Annotated in this window: 15 protein-coding genes; 3 read left to right on the top strand and 12 right to left on the bottom strand. The window is 42.7% G+C overall.

The window, feature by feature from the left end; all coding sequences use genetic code 11:
* Nucleotides 1-51 precede the first annotated feature (51 nt).
* From DS742_RS04555 to DS742_RS04540, 4 genes are all read right to left on the bottom strand, one after another.
* A complete protein-coding gene (locus tag DS742_RS04555) occupies nt 52-882 on the bottom strand; it encodes a carbohydrate ABC transporter permease (RefSeq protein ID WP_117415850.1) in 831 nt (276 codons plus the stop codon).
* A 13-nt stretch (nt 883-895) separates the two neighbouring features.
* Nucleotides 896-1,780: a carbohydrate ABC transporter permease gene (locus tag DS742_RS04550; RefSeq protein ID WP_117415820.1), complete on the bottom strand. Its 885-nt coding sequence runs from the start codon at nt 1,778-1,780 to the stop codon at nt 896-898.
* Between the two features lie 67 nt (nt 1,781-1,847).
* Nucleotides 1,848-3,218: an ABC transporter substrate-binding protein gene (locus DS742_RS04545; protein ID WP_117415819.1), complete on the bottom strand. Its 1,371-nt coding sequence runs from the start codon at nt 3,216-3,218 to the stop codon at nt 1,848-1,850.
* Between the two features lie 378 nt (nt 3,219-3,596).
* On the bottom strand, nt 3,597-4,637 hold the full coding sequence (locus DS742_RS04540; RefSeq protein ID WP_117415818.1) for a LacI family DNA-binding transcriptional regulator: 1,041 nt from the start codon (nt 4,635-4,637) through the stop codon (nt 3,597-3,599).
* 190 nt (nt 4,638-4,827) lie between these two features.
* Here DS742_RS04540 and DS742_RS04535 point away from each other — a divergent pair, with 190 nt between their 5' ends.
* Nucleotides 4,828-5,484 (top strand): DUF6709 family protein, encoded by a 657-nt coding sequence (locus tag DS742_RS04535; protein ID WP_117415817.1) that lies wholly within the window; start codon nt 4,828-4,830, stop codon nt 5,482-5,484.
* Nucleotides 5,485-5,689: 205 nt separating this feature from the next.
* Here the strand turns inward: DS742_RS04535 and DS742_RS04530 are convergent, their stop codons facing one another.
* Nucleotides 5,690-6,202: a LytTR family DNA-binding domain-containing protein gene (locus DS742_RS04530; RefSeq protein WP_117415816.1), complete on the bottom strand. Its 513-nt coding sequence runs from the start codon at nt 6,200-6,202 to the stop codon at nt 5,690-5,692.
* Nucleotides 6,203-6,367: 165 nt separating this feature from the next.
* Between DS742_RS04530 and DS742_RS04525 the strand changes: the two genes are divergently transcribed.
* Nucleotides 6,368-6,574, top strand: a complete 207-nt coding sequence (locus DS742_RS04525; RefSeq protein WP_117415815.1) for a hypothetical protein — start codon at nt 6,368-6,370, stop codon at nt 6,572-6,574.
* Between the two features lie 54 nt (nt 6,575-6,628).
* Here DS742_RS04525 and DS742_RS04520 read toward each other — a convergent pair whose 3' ends face one another.
* The 6 genes from DS742_RS04520 to DS742_RS04495 form a co-directional block, all read right to left on the bottom strand.
* A complete protein-coding gene (locus tag DS742_RS04520; RefSeq protein WP_242996391.1) occupies nt 6,629-7,699 on the bottom strand; it encodes a TRAP transporter substrate-binding protein in 1,071 nt (356 codons plus the stop codon).
* A 134-nt stretch (nt 7,700-7,833) separates the two neighbouring features.
* On the bottom strand, nt 7,834-8,637 hold the full coding sequence (locus tag DS742_RS04515; RefSeq protein WP_117415814.1) for a response regulator transcription factor: 804 nt from the start codon (nt 8,635-8,637) through the stop codon (nt 7,834-7,836).
* Between the two features lie 14 nt (nt 8,638-8,651).
* Nucleotides 8,652-10,163 (bottom strand): sensor histidine kinase, encoded by a 1,512-nt coding sequence (locus DS742_RS04510; protein WP_242996390.1) that lies wholly within the window; start codon nt 10,161-10,163, stop codon nt 8,652-8,654.
* 188 nt (nt 10,164-10,351) lie between these two features.
* Nucleotides 10,352-12,406, bottom strand: coding sequence for a methyl-accepting chemotaxis protein (locus DS742_RS04505; protein ID WP_117415813.1), 2,055 nt, complete (start codon nt 12,404-12,406; stop codon nt 10,352-10,354).
* A 227-nt stretch (nt 12,407-12,633) separates the two neighbouring features.
* A complete protein-coding gene (locus DS742_RS04500; RefSeq protein WP_117415847.1) occupies nt 12,634-12,954 on the bottom strand; it encodes a branched-chain amino acid transporter permease in 321 nt (106 codons plus the stop codon).
* 11 nt (nt 12,955-12,965) lie between these two features.
* Nucleotides 12,966-13,676, bottom strand: a complete 711-nt coding sequence (locus tag DS742_RS04495; RefSeq protein ID WP_117415846.1) for an AzlC family ABC transporter permease — start codon at nt 13,674-13,676, stop codon at nt 12,966-12,968.
* Between the two features lie 101 nt (nt 13,677-13,777).
* Between DS742_RS04495 and DS742_RS04490 the strand changes: the two genes are divergently transcribed.
* A complete protein-coding gene (locus tag DS742_RS04490) occupies nt 13,778-14,692 on the top strand; it encodes a radical SAM protein (RefSeq protein WP_117415812.1) in 915 nt (304 codons plus the stop codon).
* Nucleotides 14,693-15,301: 609 nt separating this feature from the next.
* Here the strand turns inward: DS742_RS04490 and DS742_RS04485 are convergent.
* Nucleotides 15,302-17,461 carry a methyl-accepting chemotaxis protein gene (locus tag DS742_RS04485; RefSeq protein ID WP_170313362.1) on the bottom strand — a complete coding sequence of 720 codons (2,160 nt, stop codon included), beginning with the start codon at nt 17,459-17,461 and terminating at the stop codon, nt 15,302-15,304.
* Nucleotides 17,462-17,556 lie beyond the last annotated feature (95 nt).

Below are 17,556 nucleotides of genomic sequence, written 5' to 3'. Positions count from 1 at the left end.
AGAACACTTAAGGAATGCTGATCCATTTTTTATGATATTGTAAAACGTCCTTCAGCCCTTTACTGCCCCTGCCATCATTCCTTCTATAAAGTACTTTTGAAATGCCACAAAAAGCAGAAAAATCGGAATAACGGAAAAGACGGAACCTACGATCAGAAGACTGTAATTATCCCCATAAGGATTAATCAGTGTATTCAGTCCCAAAGTCAGCGTGTATTTTTCTGAAGACCGGATTACCAGCAGAGGCCACAAATAGTTGTTCCACGCATTCATTCCGTTTAATATTGCCATGGCAGAAAATGCCGGCTTCATAAGAGGAACAATTAATCTGTAAAATATGCCGTACTCCGTAGCTCCGTCAATTCTGCCTGCTTCCATTAAGGACCTTGGAATGCTGAGCAGATACTGACGGAAGAAAAAAATGGTTGATGCATGGGCGAGAAACGGCAGTACAATGGCTCCATAGCTGTCCATCATTTTCCATGAAGAAATCTGCTTATACAAGGGCAGCATGACCACTTCCAGTGGAATGGATAAAATGAGCAGCACCAGGATAAACAGGAATTTCTTTCCTTTAAAATCATAGGCAGCAAATCCATATCCAACAAAAGAGCTGATAAGCAGTGTGCCGGATACCGTAATCACAGTCAGAATGATACTGTTGAAAAACCAGCTCCAGTATTCATGCTGTCCGGAAAATAAAAGAATATAATTATCCAGATTCATTCTGGAAATGTTTAAATCCAGATTCAGGCCATATTGGAGAAGGTCACCTCCGGGCTTAAAGCTGGCAATAAAAAGGACCCATATGGGGAGAAAAATACCTGCAGCAAGAAGGGTAAATATCAAGTAAAAGGATGCAGTTACTGTACATTTTTTCATGCTTCTGTTCATATCAGTCCCTCCCCTCTTCAAATGTTCCTGTGACCTTTAGCTGAATTAAGTTCACCGCCATAACTACGAGAAGGAGAATCAGGCCCACTGCACATGCATAGCCCAGAGCCCGTTTTTCCACTCCCTGTCTGTATAAATACCCTACGATGGTAAGTCCGATGTTATTGGGGGAATTATTTCCTTTAAACAGCATATTGCTCTCTAAGAACATGGAAAGACCGGCATAGATGCTGATCGTCAGCACATAGACTGTGGTCGGCTTTACGAGAGGAACGGAAATTTTAATAAACTGCTGCCAGCCGGATGCCCCGTCAATGGAAGCTGCCTCATATAAATCACCGGGGATACTCTGCAGACCCGCCAGGAAATATAAAATATTCACACCGGTCCATCTCCAGCATGCCAGAAGAAGAAGGGCGAAGAAACTGGTGCCTGCACCTTTTAACCATTTAACCGGACTCACTCCCAAAAATCCAAGTACCTGATTAAAAAGAGAGGTTGCAGATTCTCCAAACATCAGCCGGAAGATGGTTCCGGCAACTACGACCGAAGTGAGAGCAGGTATAAAATACACAGACTTAAAAAACTCCGTCTTCTTAATCCATCTGCTGTTTAGCATGGTTGCAAAAAGCATGGGAAAGGGAATGAGTAAAATCAGTGTTCCGGCCATGTATTTAAAGCTGTTCCATAATGCTTTTCTGAATATTTTATCAGTTAAAAGTCTGGAATAATTATCAAACCCCACCCATTTATTTTTTAACACATCCTGGAAGCTTAAAAGTACCCCGTTACAGACAGGAACGATCCAGAACAACAGCACGGTAATTACAAAAGGGCAGATGAACACATAAGGAGCTATTTTTTTCGAGTAGAAGAATTTCTTCATTTTGTCCTCCTTCCAGTAATGATTTTATACAGCAGCCGCAGGGGTATCACTCCCTGCGGCATCCCTGCTATTTTTTAAATTCATTTTTTAAGGTTTCCTGGGAAGAATCAAGTGCTTCTTTTACATCCATTCCATCTTCAAAAATACTGTTTAGTGTTACATTGCATAGTTCATTGTTAATGGAAGGATATTTCTCATCGGTATAAGCTCTTAAAAGTCCGATGCTGTCCTTGGTTTTTAAGAGTGTGTCAAAGGGATAATTGGTGAAATACTGGATAAACTGGTTATCCTGGTTCTGAGTCAGGGTTTTATCTGTCCACACAGCGGTATTAACCGGATCAAATCCAAGCACATTCCATACTTCACGGTTGGAATCCTCGGAAAGCTTGATATAAGCCATGACTTCTGCAGCCAGCTTCGCATTCTTACCTGATTTTACAATTGCGGTTCCTGTACCGCCTCCGCCGATGGTTGCTGTCTCTTTATCATTCTCATCCCATACAGGAACAGTCGAGATGGCAACCTGCTTCTTTAAATCCTTCATATAGTTTACAAATCTGGAAGTCTGCCAGAACGGCATAATCTGCACGGCATATTCACCTGTATTGTAAGAAGGATACGCTTCTTCGTTATCCGGCTGTCCGCCCGGAACGGTTGCAAATGCCCCTGTTTCCTGCATTCCTTTTATGTATTCCAGCACTTCCGTCAGTTCCTTGCTGTTTAGGTTTAAATTCCCGTTCTCATCGACGTAATCTCCGCCCTTTTGAGCAAGCATCAGGTTAATCATCCAGGAAGCAGATGTTTCCACACAGGAGAAATACTTACCGGTGGCTTCGTGATATTTCACTCCCGCCTCCTTAAAGTGATCCCAGGTTTTAATATCCTGGTAATTGATTCCTGCATCTTTTAAAAGCTTTTCATTGTAAAATGCCACTGTAGTTCCAACGTGGGTGGGAAGACCGTATTCCTTTCCATCCTTGGAATAGATATCCAGACGGGACTGTACGATGTTATTCCGGTAAGGCTCGATCACATCATTGAGTTCCATCAGTCCGATATTTCCAACCATAAAGGCCGGAAACTTTCCAAGCTCAATATCTACAATATCCGGTGCACCTTCTCCAGATTCCAATGCAAGAGAAAGCTTATTGTGCATATCATCATAGGGCATGTTGCTTAATACCAGTTTCACCTTTTTATCCGGGTGCGCTTCATTCCACTTTTCAGCCATGTTCACGTAAAAGTCCTGGTGAAGTTCAATAAATGTCCATACATTTAATGTAGTTACATCATTGCCTGCCACCTCCATCGACTTCTTTCCGGCAGAGGCTCCCTTGCTGCCAGCTTCTCCTGAACTGCTCTTGGTGCTGCTGCAGCCTGCCGCCAGAATCACCGCCATGGCCGCACATGCAAGAGCCCCCAATACTCTCCTTTTCATGAATGAATCCTCCTTTTTTATTCTTTCTTATCAAGACAGATCTTGCCATCTGTATGATTTTAAAAAAGCGTCCCCCCAGGAGGGTGCTGCCGGGCTTATTAAACGTTTTATATGTTTTTTCCCAAATCCGGCATTTTTTTTATTTCTTTCTGTTACTCTACTGGTTTTTTATTGAATTTCTAATATACAATTGCATACTAACACATGAAAACGGCAATGTAAAGTATTTTTGCATAATTTAATGCTGTTTCTAAATCGTTTAATCATGTAATTTTACATAATTTTCTGTATCATCCTGTCGAACTTTCCCTTTTTCCACAAAAAAAAGAACGTCTGTCCGTTATTCTACGGATAAACGTTCTTATAACCATTCCCGCTCTATGTCAGATCTTTCACTGATTTTCGTATCAGAAGCATGCAGTCCACCGCACAGACATTCTCCCCATCATTCTCCAGCTCTCCTCCATTCAGAAGCTCTATAATCCATTCACTCGCCTTATACCCGATATCATGGAGCGGCAGACTGACTGTTGTCAGAGGCGGGTGGTAGTATCCCGACAGCTCTCTGTCATCGTATCCGGCTACCGATATGTCATAGCCTATGGTCTGTTTTAACTCCTCCACTCGGTCGTAAACCCCGCCTGCCATCAGATCATTCATGGCGAATATGGCAGAAACCCCCTTATCAAGGAGTTCACCTGCGCAGCGGTATCCGGACTCTCTTGTCCAGTCTCCCTCTGTCACAAGACCGGGATCGTACAGAATTTTGTTCTCAAAAAGAACCTGCTGGTAACCCACCAGCCTGGCCTGGGCATGAAGGCTGTCCGGTTTTCCGGTTATGACTCCCACCCTCCTGTGGCCGTTATCCAGAAGATACTTTACAATCCGGGCCGCCCCGCTTACATCATCCACCACTACAGAGGGAATCTTCCTGCTTCTGGAATACCCATAGGCCATCACTGCCGGTATGGGCAGCGTATCCGGTATGCAGCGGATGACCCGCTCATGGGCTGCCACGTAGATAATCCCCTCCACCTGCTTTTCCATAAGCTTTTTAATTTCCTGTCTGACCAGTTCATAATAATCATCCTTATTGTAGTAAGTATCATTATATTTTTTAAACAGCCTTAAATTGGTTAACAGAATCTGGTATTCCTGCTTCTGACAATAGTCCGTAATTCCGTCAATAATATCCGGTATGCTGAATATGGTCATATCTTCCGCGATTACGCCGATGCTCCTGGTCTTCTGCATCTTTAAATTTTTTGCCACGATATTGGGCGTATAGTTTAACTGCTCTGCCATTTCCAAAACCAGCTTCCTGGTCTTCTCACTGGCACCAGGTTTATTATTTAAAATATTGGAAACTGTAGCCACCGATACGCCGCAGCATTTTGCCAGCTCTTTGATTGTCGCCATTATTTCCTCCAGAGATCTTTTGTACTTATTAACTCAGATTTTTAATTAATTGTCAATATGTAAATATTAAACGTTTCACAAATTCATCTTTGCAATATTTTGGTTTCATATATTTATATATCTTGACTTTTATTTCTGTTTTTGTTACCATATTTTTGTATGAAACTTAAGAGAAAGGGTTTATTGACATATGAAAAAAATAATGCAATCAATAAACATCGGTATTTTAATACTTTTTGCGGCAGGTATAATTCTTATACTGTTCTCTTTCTCTGGTTTTATTACGTCATTTCTTCCTCCTGTTACCTTCGAGGATCTTCTTGAAGGTAAAGAAATCAAAACCGGGAGTCATATTGAGGGTAACGTCGTCTATGCACTGGACTATTTTGCAACGGATACTACTTACGAAAAAAACAGCGACGGAATCATCATTCCAAAGAAGAATTCAGGCAACTATTATATCATTCCATTCAGCAGCGGCTATCTGGGACTTAAGACTGACCAAACCCAGAATCAGTCCTTTGACAGGCTGACAGAAGAAACTTATGCCTTTTTAAAAGGGGGCCAGAAGCCTCAGCTTAAGATTTTTATTGACGGGGAAATCATCCCCATGAAAAAGAAGCTAATACCGTATTTTCATAAATATTTATCAGAAGCAGGATACAGCGAGGAAGAGATAAAAGGGATGGGAACTCCCTTTTTAATCCGCCCCAGAGCTTTTATAGTCAACCGGATTGTTTTTACAGCCGGCATTTTATTTCTTTTTCTTTCAGCAGTCACTTTCCGCCGGATCTACAGACGTTTTTGTATACTGGAGGAGTTTTCTAAGGATATGCCGGCAGCATAAGATAAAAGGAGAGACAGACAGCGAAATCGGCTTAATTTCCGCTGTCTGCCCAAAGAAAATGAAAGATGAAATGAGAAAAGATGGCCGATATGGGAGTGAGAAACAAAATTTGCTGCGTTTCTGTTACATTAACAATAGCATCTGACCCTGTCCCTGACAATGGGGTGTGCACTTTTCGTCATTATCATCGCTTTTTTCCTTTTATCTACACCAGTATATGATTTAATTTCAAAAATTCTCTGTAACCCTTTCCAAATTCCTTCCTCCTGTTATGACTGATATACAGAACATCTCCATTGACCATTTCGATCTCATCGCCTTTCACAGACCTGACATGCTGCATATTCACGATGTTATGGCGGCTGATCCGGATAAAACACTCTTTTGGAAGCCGTTGTTCCTCTTCATTTAATCTTGCTTTGATACGCATACTGCCGTCTTTTAACATTACACTTGTTTTCCGATAATAGGACTCCAGATATAAAATCTCCCCCATATTGAAAACAAAAGGTTTACCATTAAAAATAGCGGCGTACTTCAAATTTCCCAGATCAGACAGTTTTTTGTGAAATGGTAATAAAGGATTATCTTCTCCTTTGGGATACAATACGATCAGATCAGATCCCATTCGTTCCATGATCAGATTCAGACTCTTCCATTCTTTCGTTTTTTTCGCTTCCATTTGCAGCTTTTCGTTAATAAAAAAGGCAATTTTCATAATCTTCCCCCTGTAAATCTATTTATGGATAAATCAGTTTTCATTGCATCATGGCTCATCCATATTTTGATAACGCAGAAAGAGACTTTAAGAAACTATGAATATTTACAGCAGATATTCTCAAACTAAAAAGGGACTGTCAACCACACAGAAAGGAGACTTGATATGAAATCAGATAAAAATAATGATTCCGGCAGCCGGTCAGACCGGGTTACTGCAAAAAACAATTATGATATTGACATTCAGGCCTGTTCCTCTACCGACTTAACCGGACTGATTCCGGCAGAACCGGCTTCAGAAGAGGAACTGGAAGCATACCAGGATCTCTACCCTTATCTTCCCAAAGCAAAGGTGAAAGATAAAAAGCGGTAACTGCCAAATGGAAAACCCAGCCGGATATCCACATGATACCTGACTGGGTCATTCCTATCTGCCTGTTTCAATAATTGCATCTACAATATCCATATAATCACTGCAGTATTTTTCATACATAGGCTTAACTGCATCCTGAAACTTCTGTTTCTCACCCGGCGGCAATTCTATGATCTGGCATCCTGCCTGGCGTACCTTCTTTTCTGATTCCTTTTCCCGCTCAGACCATAACTTTCGTTCGTACTCTGCCGACTCCAATGCGCATTCTTTAATGATGTTCTGATCTTCTTCCGATAACTTGTCCCAGGTCGGCTGGGAACAAAGCTGAAGCTCCGGTACACGGTTATGCTCGTCAAGTGTATAATACTTGGCCACTTCAAAATGACTGGTTGATTCATAGGATGGCCAGTTATTTTCCGCACCGTCAATAGCACCGGTCTGCAGCGCTGAATAAACCTCTGCATAAGACATGGGCGCAGGACTTGCTCCCAGGGCTTCCACCATCCCAATCATCATCTCCGATTCCTGGACACGGATCTTAAGCCCCTTCATATCATCCAGTGTTCTGATGGGATGGACAGAGTTGTAAAAATTTCTGGCACCGGCATCATACCAGGATAAAGGCACCAGATTAGAGCCTTCAAACGAGTTCATAAAGTCTTTCCCGATGGGAACGTCAAGAACCTGCCACATATGGTCCGCATCACGGTAAAGATATGGAAGCTGAAGAACATTCAGCTTGGGAACAAACTCTGCCAGCGGAGATAAAGAAATCCGCATAAAATCAATTCCTCCAAACTGCAGCTGCTCACATACAGACTTTTCATCTCCCAATACCCCGCCTGCCTGAATATTAATTATGATCCTTCCGTTGGTTTTCTGGCTGATTAATTCCGCAAATTTATATGCTCCCTGTGTTGTAGGATAATCTTCTGCCTGATTTTCTGCATAGGTAAATACATATTCAGGGTTTTCCCGTACTCCTTTTCCCGGTGCTTCCACTGCCGATGTATCCTCATTCCCGGCCGGACTTCCTTTCACACCGGTCTGGTCTGGTCCTTTGCAGCCGGAAAGAACTACTGCCATGACTACACACAAAAACACCCCCTGTAGTTCCCTTCTCATAAAACCCCGTCCTCCTTAACGCTGTCATAATAGCTTTCTGTCTCTTTTTAACGCCATCTTAACATATTTTATTATATCCAGCGGTTTTTCGCAAGGAAACGGTAAAATTTTTATATTTTCAACAAGACAGGATCTTATTTTCTGTTGAATATGCTCATCCGGTATTCCGTTGGACTGATGCCTGTGACCCGCTTAAATACCTTTGCAAAATAGTTGGAATCATTATATCCTACAGCTTCACCGATCTCCTTAACATTGACCATAGGTTCCTTCAGCAGGTTTTTTGCAGCTTCCACTCTGCATTCCGTTAAGTAGGTTGTGAAGTTTTTATCAAAGCACTGTTTAAACAGCTTGCAGAAATATGCCTCTGAATAATTCATCACCCTTGCAACATCCTGCATGGATAAGTCCTTCACATAGTTTTCCTCCATGTACTGCCGTATCGCCTCCGCTACCTTATGAAGTCTTACCTGTCCATCTCCTGTATTCAGTTCAGCAGAAGTTTTAAAAAGAGCCGGTTCCGGGATATTCAGCTCTTCCTCCTCTTTCCCTTCCTGCATCGCCTTATCAGCAAGGCGCATGGCTTCGTCTAATACACTGATCAGTTCCTCTTCCTTACAGGGCTTTAATAAATAGTCAAGAACGCGGATTCCAATAGCTTTCTTCGCATAAGAGAAATCATCAAAAGCAGTCAGAAAAATGATACTGCACTCACTTTTACGCCGCCGCATCTCCTGTGCCGCCTCTATGCCGTTAATTCCCGGCATTTCAATATCCAGCACCGCAATCTGAATATCATGTTCATCAAACAGTTCCAGCGCCTCTCTTCCATTTTCTGCCTGCCAGATTCTGCACTGATCTCCCAGTTCCTTTGTCAGTGTTTTATAAAGTACCTTTCTTTCTATTAATTCATCATCTGCAATCAGTACCCGATACATATAAGCTCCCTCTGTCACAGCCTGACTGGTATGGTCAGCAGAACTGCTGTTCCATGTCCCTGTCTGCTGTATATCTGAAAATCACCTCCATCGTACATACGATGGATTCTCTGGTAAATATTACCTGCTCCGATTCCTACTCTGGCAGTGGAATGAACTGCCAGCGCCTCTCTCAGTTCTGCTAAACTCTCTTCACTCATTCCCACACCAGTGTCTGCAACGGAAATAATAATCTTCTGGTTCTTCTCCCATATCCGGATCCGTATGCTTCCTCCCTCTTCTTTCTTTGAAATGCCGTGTACCACCGCATTCTCTACAAGCGGCTGAAGCGTAAAGGTGGGAATCATAATCCGGGTGCTGTCCACCAGACACTGGATGTCGTAATGAAGCCTGCTGCCAAACCGCATCTGCTGTAAATACATATAGTCACTCACTACCTGAAGCTCTTTCTTTAACAGAACCTCCGATTCCGGTGTCTTTAGGTTATACCGGAATAAATTGCCCAGACACTCTGTCATGCGCTCGGTTGTGCCTGCGTCTTCCAGCTTTGCCATACAGGATATCATATTTAAGGTGTTAAAGAGAAAATGAGGATTAATCTGGTTCTTCAGCAGCTCCAGCTTGGTTGCATCAAGCCTTTTTTCTATCTCCATCTTCTCGATCTCCTCCTTATGAAGGAGATCTGCCATTTCATTTTTCTCTTTTAATGTGGTGATATACTGGCTGGTGGAATGTTTCATCTTATTGAAGGCGCGTACCAGCTCTCCGATCTCATCCTGATTATCAATTACCACATCCTCATTGCTGAAATCATTCCCTGCTATCTTTCTGGATATACACGCCAGACGCACCACAGGATCCACCATGTCCCGGTTCATCATCCGGCTTACATAAAAGGTTCCGCTGATGCTGAACACAGCAAGAACCAGTATCACAACCGGAAAGCGGTACAGAATGGGAACTCTGGCGTAATAGGCATCGGTTCCTTCTCTTAAGGTACTTTGAACCAGACGTTTTCCGTAGTCTGAAAGATAATCCTGCATCCGGTAGATCCGGTATAATTCATTGATATACTGGGTTATGGAAAAACCGTTTTCATCTTTACCCATAAGAAATAAATCCCGCCATTTACTGTAGTTCTCATAGCCATTCCGGATTGACCAGGTTATGGAATACCGTTCCGTTCCCACTTTGTCATAGTCAAAGGGCAGCTGGGAAACACTGTGTTCTGTCCGGGCGCAGGCTGTATCAAATAGTTCCCTGCTCTCCTGGGAGCGGTCTTTGACATAATTTTTAAATGCTCTGGTTTCATCCTCCATGGCCGCCTGATAATCGTGGCATCTGGAATTATCCTCCAGAATCTGGTTGAATCCATTTAACGCAAAATCCAGTATTACAATATTAAATATAATGGAAAGAGCCACGATCAGAATAACCATGGCTGCGATTGTCTTAATCTTCTGCTTTAACGTAAAAGAAAGCCACTTCTCATGCAGCTTCTTCGACCCCCATCGTCCCACTTTCACCGAATTCCCCTCTTTCTTCTCCTTCTTTCAAGACACTTATGAAAGTGACCCGCCATTCACATTATACCAGATTTAAAAAATTTATGCACCTTCAGTTTTCATCCAGTTCAAAACGAAACCGCAAAGATACGCAGGAAAATCTTTGCGTAACTTTGCGGTTTTTTATCCATATAAAAACCTTTTTATCCTTAGTGAAGACGGAACTTACTCATTAATTCCCGTAAATTCTCTGCCTGTCCGGAAAGTTCCTCGCTGGCTGCAGCACTCTGCTCTGCTGTTGCGGAATTGCTCTGTACAACAGAAGAGATCTGCTCGATTCCAACGGTTACCTGGGTTACCTTATCGCTCTGCTCCTGCAGTTCACTGGCAGACTTTTCAATGGCTGTAACCATATTCCTTGTCTCCATAAGAATTCCGTTTAAGGTCTCTCCGGTAGAGGAAGCCACTTCGGTTCCCTTCTCAACTGCTGTAATGGTATCTGCAACCAGGCTTGAAGTATCCTTTGCAGCGTTGGCGCTTTTTCCTGCCAGATTACGCACTTCATCCGCTACCACTGCAAATCCTTTTCCTGCTTCTCCTGCTCTTGCTGCTTCCACCGCTGCATTCAGAGCAAGAATATTGGTCTGGAAAGCGATATCTTCGATCAGCTTGTTGACCTTTTCAATCTCTTTGGATTTCTGGCTGATCTGGCCCATGGACTGCATCATAACCTGCATCTGGGCATTGCCTTCTTCCATGGCCTTGCCAACACGTCCGGCCTGGTTATTAATGCCTTCCACTGTCTTAGCCGTGCTTAAAAGGCTGTTTGATATTTCATTAACGGAAGAAGATAATTCCTCTACGGAAGCTGCCTGCTCCACTGCACCCTGGCTTAAATTCTGCGCTCCCTGGGATACCTGGGCGCTGCCCTTCGCAACCTCGTCTGCAGACATATTAATTGTTTCCATGGTTTTTGCCAGCATATCTTCCGCCTTTAATATAGCTTCCTGAATCACAACGTAATCGCCGTTAAAATTCATGGATTCGGAAGGGCTGAAATCTCCGGAAGCAATCTTATCCATAGATGCTGCAATGGTGCTGTTATAGCTTCTGACGCTGGTTACATAATTGCCGATTTCCTCTGCCAGCTGTCCGATCTCATCTTTTCTCTTTAAAACAGGAACATCACTGGTTAAATCACCGTTTGATAAAAGCTTCATTCTGTTCGCAATGGCTGAGATGGGACCTGCAAAGGAACCAGCGAACCAGAATGCAAGGAAACAGCCTACACCGATAGATAACAACATAAGAATTACCATTCCAAATACTACTGTATAGATTGAAGTAGTTGTTTCATTAATCGGTGCAACCACTCCAAGTGCCCAGCCATCACTGCCGCTCACCGGACTGTAGTAGCAGTATCTGCTTACGCCCTTATACTCATATTTTCCGATATCAGTTTTCCCGGAAATAATCTTCTGGAACATCTTACCAATGGATGCATAAGAAGAATCACTTTTTGCATTCTCAATCATGTTGCTGCGCTGCTGCACAAGATCCGCATTATTACCGCCGATTAAAGTTCCGGTACTGTCTAAAAGAAATGCATTGCCGGTCTTACCAATTTTAAAGTCTTTAATCAGATTGCTTAAAACACTTCCGTCATAAGTTCCCACCAGAATTCCGAAATCATATGGTGTAGCCACCCGGATTACCAGGGCATTATTGCTGTCATATTCTGTCGTTGAAATAGTGGTCTGTCCGCTTAATGCTTTTGTTATGTAATCCGCACCTGCATAACTTTCACCGATGTGCTCCCCGCTGGCGCTGCGGGTAACAACGCCTTCCTTGCTGATTACCGCCAGATCCTTATAACCGTAAAGAGTACACTGGTTGCTTAAGTACTCTGAAACCACTCTGGAGTTGATTGATTTTAAGCTTCCTCCCTGGGCGCTGGCTTCAATGCTCACCTTCATCTGGTCTAAATTCTGCACAACTAAGTTATTAACCAGCTTTCCAGTTGCTTCCAGATCACTTTTTACAACATCTGTGATACCACCAAAACTTACCGTAATACTGACAATCATATTGGTTACAGATAATCCAAGAATAATGGCAATAATAAACATCAGCATCTTCATCTTAAGAGATTTCACAGACAGCTTTGCCTTAATTGATGCTCCCACATTCTTTTTCTTACCCTGCCCAATTCCTTTTGTCTTCTGGGTTTTCCGATTCCACTTCTTATCCCCCGGTGTCTTCATAGTCTTATGCTCCTTGTCTCATGTTTGGTAAATATGAACCATGACATTTCGTTTATGGTTTTTTTCATTATACGATATTTTGTAACTATTTGTCAACGTATCCATAAAATGACAATAACTTTTTATTTATCTTTTAATAGACAAACGTCTATTATTTCAACAAAAAAAGATATCTTACACCATTTTTCACAATGAATAAAATATCTTTTACGTTCTATGCTCCCCGGCTACCGGAAAACAGTCTGAATGAGTGTCATGTAAATTACCGTACCTCCTCCTATGCTGAGCAGGGAATTTCCTTTCCATGCATGCAGTGCCGCAATAGCTCCTATGGAAAGAAGCTCCGGAAGGCCATAGGGGCGGGCCGCAAAAGAAACTCCTCTTAAACAGTAGACCACCAATAAGCCAATGGTGGCATAAGGCAGCGTATTGCTAAGATAAGTTATATATTTTGGCGTTTTCTTTCCTGCCGGAAAAAAGAAGAAAGGCAGAAAACGGGTAAGCACCGTGGCCAGAATCATAGCCAGAGTGATCAGGGCGTAATTCATGAAATTCTGTTTCAAGTCTGTTCCTCCTTATCTTTTCTTTTCATATAGCCGATGGTAATGACAGAAATAATCATCAGCATGGCAGGTACAATAAAAACATCCTTTCCAAAAAGCAAAATACACATAATAGAAGAAAGAATCCCGATGCATGCTGCCCGGCGTCCTTTGCCGGACTTCCACTGATCTATAAAAATTACTGTAAAAAGAGCAGTCAGGGCAAAATCCATTCCAGCCGTATCAAAACGGATCATGGTTCCTGCAACCGCACCCGCCAGTGTCCCTGCAACCCAGTACAGCTGGTCCAGAAAAGATATAAAAAAATAAACCCAGTATCTTGGCAGACGATCGGGAACTTCTTCGCTGCAAAGGACAGAAAACGTCTCATCTGTTAATGAAAATATCAGATAAGGTTTCAATTTACCCGACTCTTTTAACCGGTCAAGCATGGATAGTCCGTAAAACAAATGCCTTGCATTGAGCATCAGCGACATAAACAGAGCGTACCACGGATTTACCACAGCTGCAAAAAATGTAATTCCAAGGTACTGCAGACTTCCCGCATATACAAACACACTCCATATGAGTGCCCAGAAAATGCCGAAGCCGTTTACTCTCATTAATATTCCATAAGCTGCGCCTAAGACCAGATATCCCGCCATAACAGGCACTGTTTTGGGGAAAGCATATTTCAATGCTTCCATTCGTTTGAATTGTTTTTCCATTGTCTGATTCCTGTCATTTATCATTGCCTTTTTCCGGCAAATTTTTTATTATAATAAAGTACCTCAATTAAATTAATTTGTCAACAACAGGAGTATCTTTTATGAACTTTGACTATATGTATGATTCATGCAGCCTCTGTCCCAGAAACTGCAAAGTGAACCGCCATCAGACCGCGGGTTACTGCGGCTGTACAGATACAGTCAGGGCGGCCCGTGCTGCCCTCCATCACTGGGAGGAGCCCTGTATCAGCGGAAGCCGCGGAAGCGGAGCTGTCTTCTTTTCCGGCTGTACCCTGCGCTGCTGCTTCTGCCAGAACTATTCCATCAGTCAGGAGAATTTCGGAAGGGAACTGACCCCGGATCAGCTGTCCGATATATTTTTAAGGCTTCAGGATGAAGGAGCCCACAACATCAATCTGGTAACTGCCACACAGTACCTTCCGTCTGTAATCAGGGCTCTTGACCTTTCAAAACCAAAGCTTGCCATCCCAGTGGTATACAACTGCGGCGGATATGAATCAGCAGAAGTAATCAAAGCACTTGACGGATACGTTGATATATGGCTTCCTGATTTAAAATACCTAAGCAGCACCCTTTCTGCAAGATACAGCAATGCGGCAGACTATTTTGAAAAGGCCTCGAAAGCCATCCGTCAGATGATCATTCAAACCGGAGCCCCCAGATTTGATTCCTCCGGCGAGCTGATGGAAAAAGGCGTTATCATACGCCACATGGTTCTTCCCGGAGCAAAAGAGGATTCCATGGCCCTTCTTGCCTGGATGAAGGAGGAACTGCCTGAAGGAATGTACTATATCAGCCTGTTAAGTCAGTATACTCCCTTTTACAAAAGTGTCCTGTATCCGGAAATCAACCGCAGAATCACTTCTTATGAGTACAATAAGGTCCTTAATAAAGCCATTGAGCTAAATCTTGTGCAGGGATTTATGCAGGAAAAAAGCAGTTCAAAAGAAGAATATACACCTCCTTTTGATTTAGAAGGGATTATAACTGATTAAAAACCAATAGAAAGGGATATCGACTGTCTATACATCATCGATATCCCTTTCTATATTAACTCGTCCATTGGAATTGATACCTCTTTTCCGTCTCATGTTCCCTTACAAGTTGCGTATGTATCAACATGATCTATATAAATTTTTTACGCTCTCCGTTGCTATAACCAGCTTCTTTCGTGGAACCATCTTTTGTCCGGTTATTCATGAGATTACGAATCACTGACTTCTTCTTTCCATCGGATTCGTGTCCGCTGGTCTTTCACATCGGTAGATTGTGGGGGCCTGTGTTTCATTCTTTCAAATGAAACGAATCTGCTCTTTCTGGTGGACCGTACCTCCTTTCGTCAGTTTTCCCTCTTCTTTGTAACTTTGGTTTCCCTTTGTTATGTCATAATTATAGCGTACAGCTCAGTATTTGTCAATATATTTTTATTTATTTTATGATTAAATTGTTAATTTTAAAATTGTTTACATTTTTTTAGAATTTATATGTTTTATTTTATTTATAATTAGAATATATTTTTCATTGGATTAATACAATAATTGGAATTTTCTGTCGAAAAAAGAGATACGCAGAGTGATATAAAACTATTACTCTGCGTATCTCTTCTATTGTGTTCTCAAACGGAACCGTTCCACCAGTTCTCGGAGCAGCTGGGCCTGTCTGGAAAGCTCCTGGCTGGAAACTGCACTTTCTTCTGCTGTGGCGGAATTGTTGCGGACGGTCAGTGATATCCGGTCAAGTTCCTTTGTTATCTCTTCCACCGCTCTGGCTTCTTTTCCCGCTGCTGCAGAAATGGAATCCACCGCCTCTACTGCCATGGCTGAGTCCTCTAAAACCTTCATCATGGACTGAACCGTTTCATCCAGAAGACTGTTTCCATTCTCAACGGCTGTTATGGAGCTTTGGATCAGATCCGTTGTATTCTTCGCCGCCTCTGAACTTTTGGCAGCTAAGTTTCTCACTTCTCCCGCAACCACTGCAAAGCCCTTTCCAAATTCTCCGGCTCTGGCGGCTTCAATCGCTGCATTCAGAGCCAGAATATTAGTCTGGAATGCAATATCCTCTATTACCTTAATAATCTTTTCGATCTCACCGGAGGAAACACGTATTTCATCCATTGCCTTTGACAAATTCTGCATGGACATGTCACAGTTTACCACTTCCGTTCCGGTCTGCTGAACCTGTACAGAAACATCTCCTGCTTTTTCTGCCAGCTTCTTAATATTCCCTGAAACATGATTAACGGAGTCAGACAGCAGCTCAATGGTTTTTTCCTGAGTATCCGCCCCATCTGCCAAAACCTTGGACCCTTCAGCCACCTGGCCTGAACTAGCCGCTACCTGGCCAGCCGACTGATTTACTTCATACATAACTGCGTTTAAATTTAAAGTAATTTTCTTAACGGCCTCTTCCAGTTTATAGAAATCTCCGGAAAGACCCATATCCGCATCCAAATCCAGATGATTATCTGCGATCTCATGAAGTGCCAGGGAAATCCGGTCTATAATTGTTTTTAAATTAGACGACATCCGTTCAAAGGATTTCGCCGTCTGACCGATCTCGTCTCCGGAATCCACTCCGGAGAACCCGCTTAAATTACCATCTGCGATCTGCTCAGCTGCTGCCGATAATTTATGTAATGGTTTTAACTGCTTTTTAATAACCACAGTGATCATAAACAGGATCATGATCATGGCTGCTACTGATATGACTGTCATCAGAGTGGCCATTCGTTCCGCTTCCCGGTTCATATCGCCGGCATTCACTGCAGTAACCGAATACCAGACAGAACCATTTAGCTGAATCGGCTCAAAAAAGTAATACACTTCCCCCTTTCCGTTCCCATCAATTACATGAAATGCCTCTCCAGCTGCAGTACCGGCTTTTATCCCAGCCTTGCAGGACTGGGAGCTTACGGAATCAGAAACATTGGTTCCGGCAAGTCCTTTTCCCGTACTCTCTGATATGATGGTTCCGGCATCATTAAGAATAAAAGTAAACATACTGGGATAAGACGCTGCAGTTTTTACCTGGCTGAACCGGTCCAGTCCCACATCAACAGAAACCACGCAGAGTGTTCTGGAATTGACAATGACCGGCACTGCCATGGTAATGATCATCTCACCATTTGACTCATAGGGCTCTGTAATGACCCGCGCTCCTGTCTCAAGGGCTTTCTGATAGTAATCTTTTGCGGAGTAATCTTCATAGTTGCCGCAGCTAGTAACTGTTCCATCCTGGCTGGAGTAAATGCCGTAGCTTCTGGCTGCAGAGCTTAAACCATACTGCTCGAACAAAATACTGATCCCCTTAATGTCCTCTGAATACATAACAGAAGCCCGAATGGTTGAAATCATATAATCCTCGATTCTCATACCATTGGTATCCAGTGTTACCTTGTCGGATATCCGGCTTTTATAAAACGGCTCCGCCGTATTACCCGCCTTGATTCTAAGATCCAGCATCTGTTTTCTGTTTTCAGATGAATTTTCCAGATAATAAGTGATCCGGTTGGACACCTGCTGTGCCGTGTCAAAAATCTGCTGAATATCTTTACCATTTTCTGATGCAAGCGTTTTTAGTTCCCCGAAAGCCGACTGCTGCATCGCACGTTTTGTCATTCTGGATGTAATACCAATCAATATACCAAATACTACCACCAGCATGATCCCCGCCATGCATGCAATTCTGGTTGAAAGACGGGTGAATTTTCCCCTGTTCTTTAACCTTATTTTTTTAAACTTTCCTAATCGCTTCCACATCATCGCGTAGTCCCCCTTCCGCAGCATGTCTGTATGTCTACCAAATTATACCATATTTATACAACAATTGTAATGTTTTTTTGTTATTTTTCATAACA

It is taken from the genome of Lacrimispora amygdalina (assembly GCF_003432035.1).
GTDB classification, from domain to species: domain Bacteria; phylum Bacillota; class Clostridia; order Lachnospirales; family Lachnospiraceae; genus Lacrimispora; species Lacrimispora amygdalina.
The sequence above is the reverse complement of the archived record's forward strand: the minus strand, read 5'-3'. Positions and strand labels throughout refer to the sequence as shown.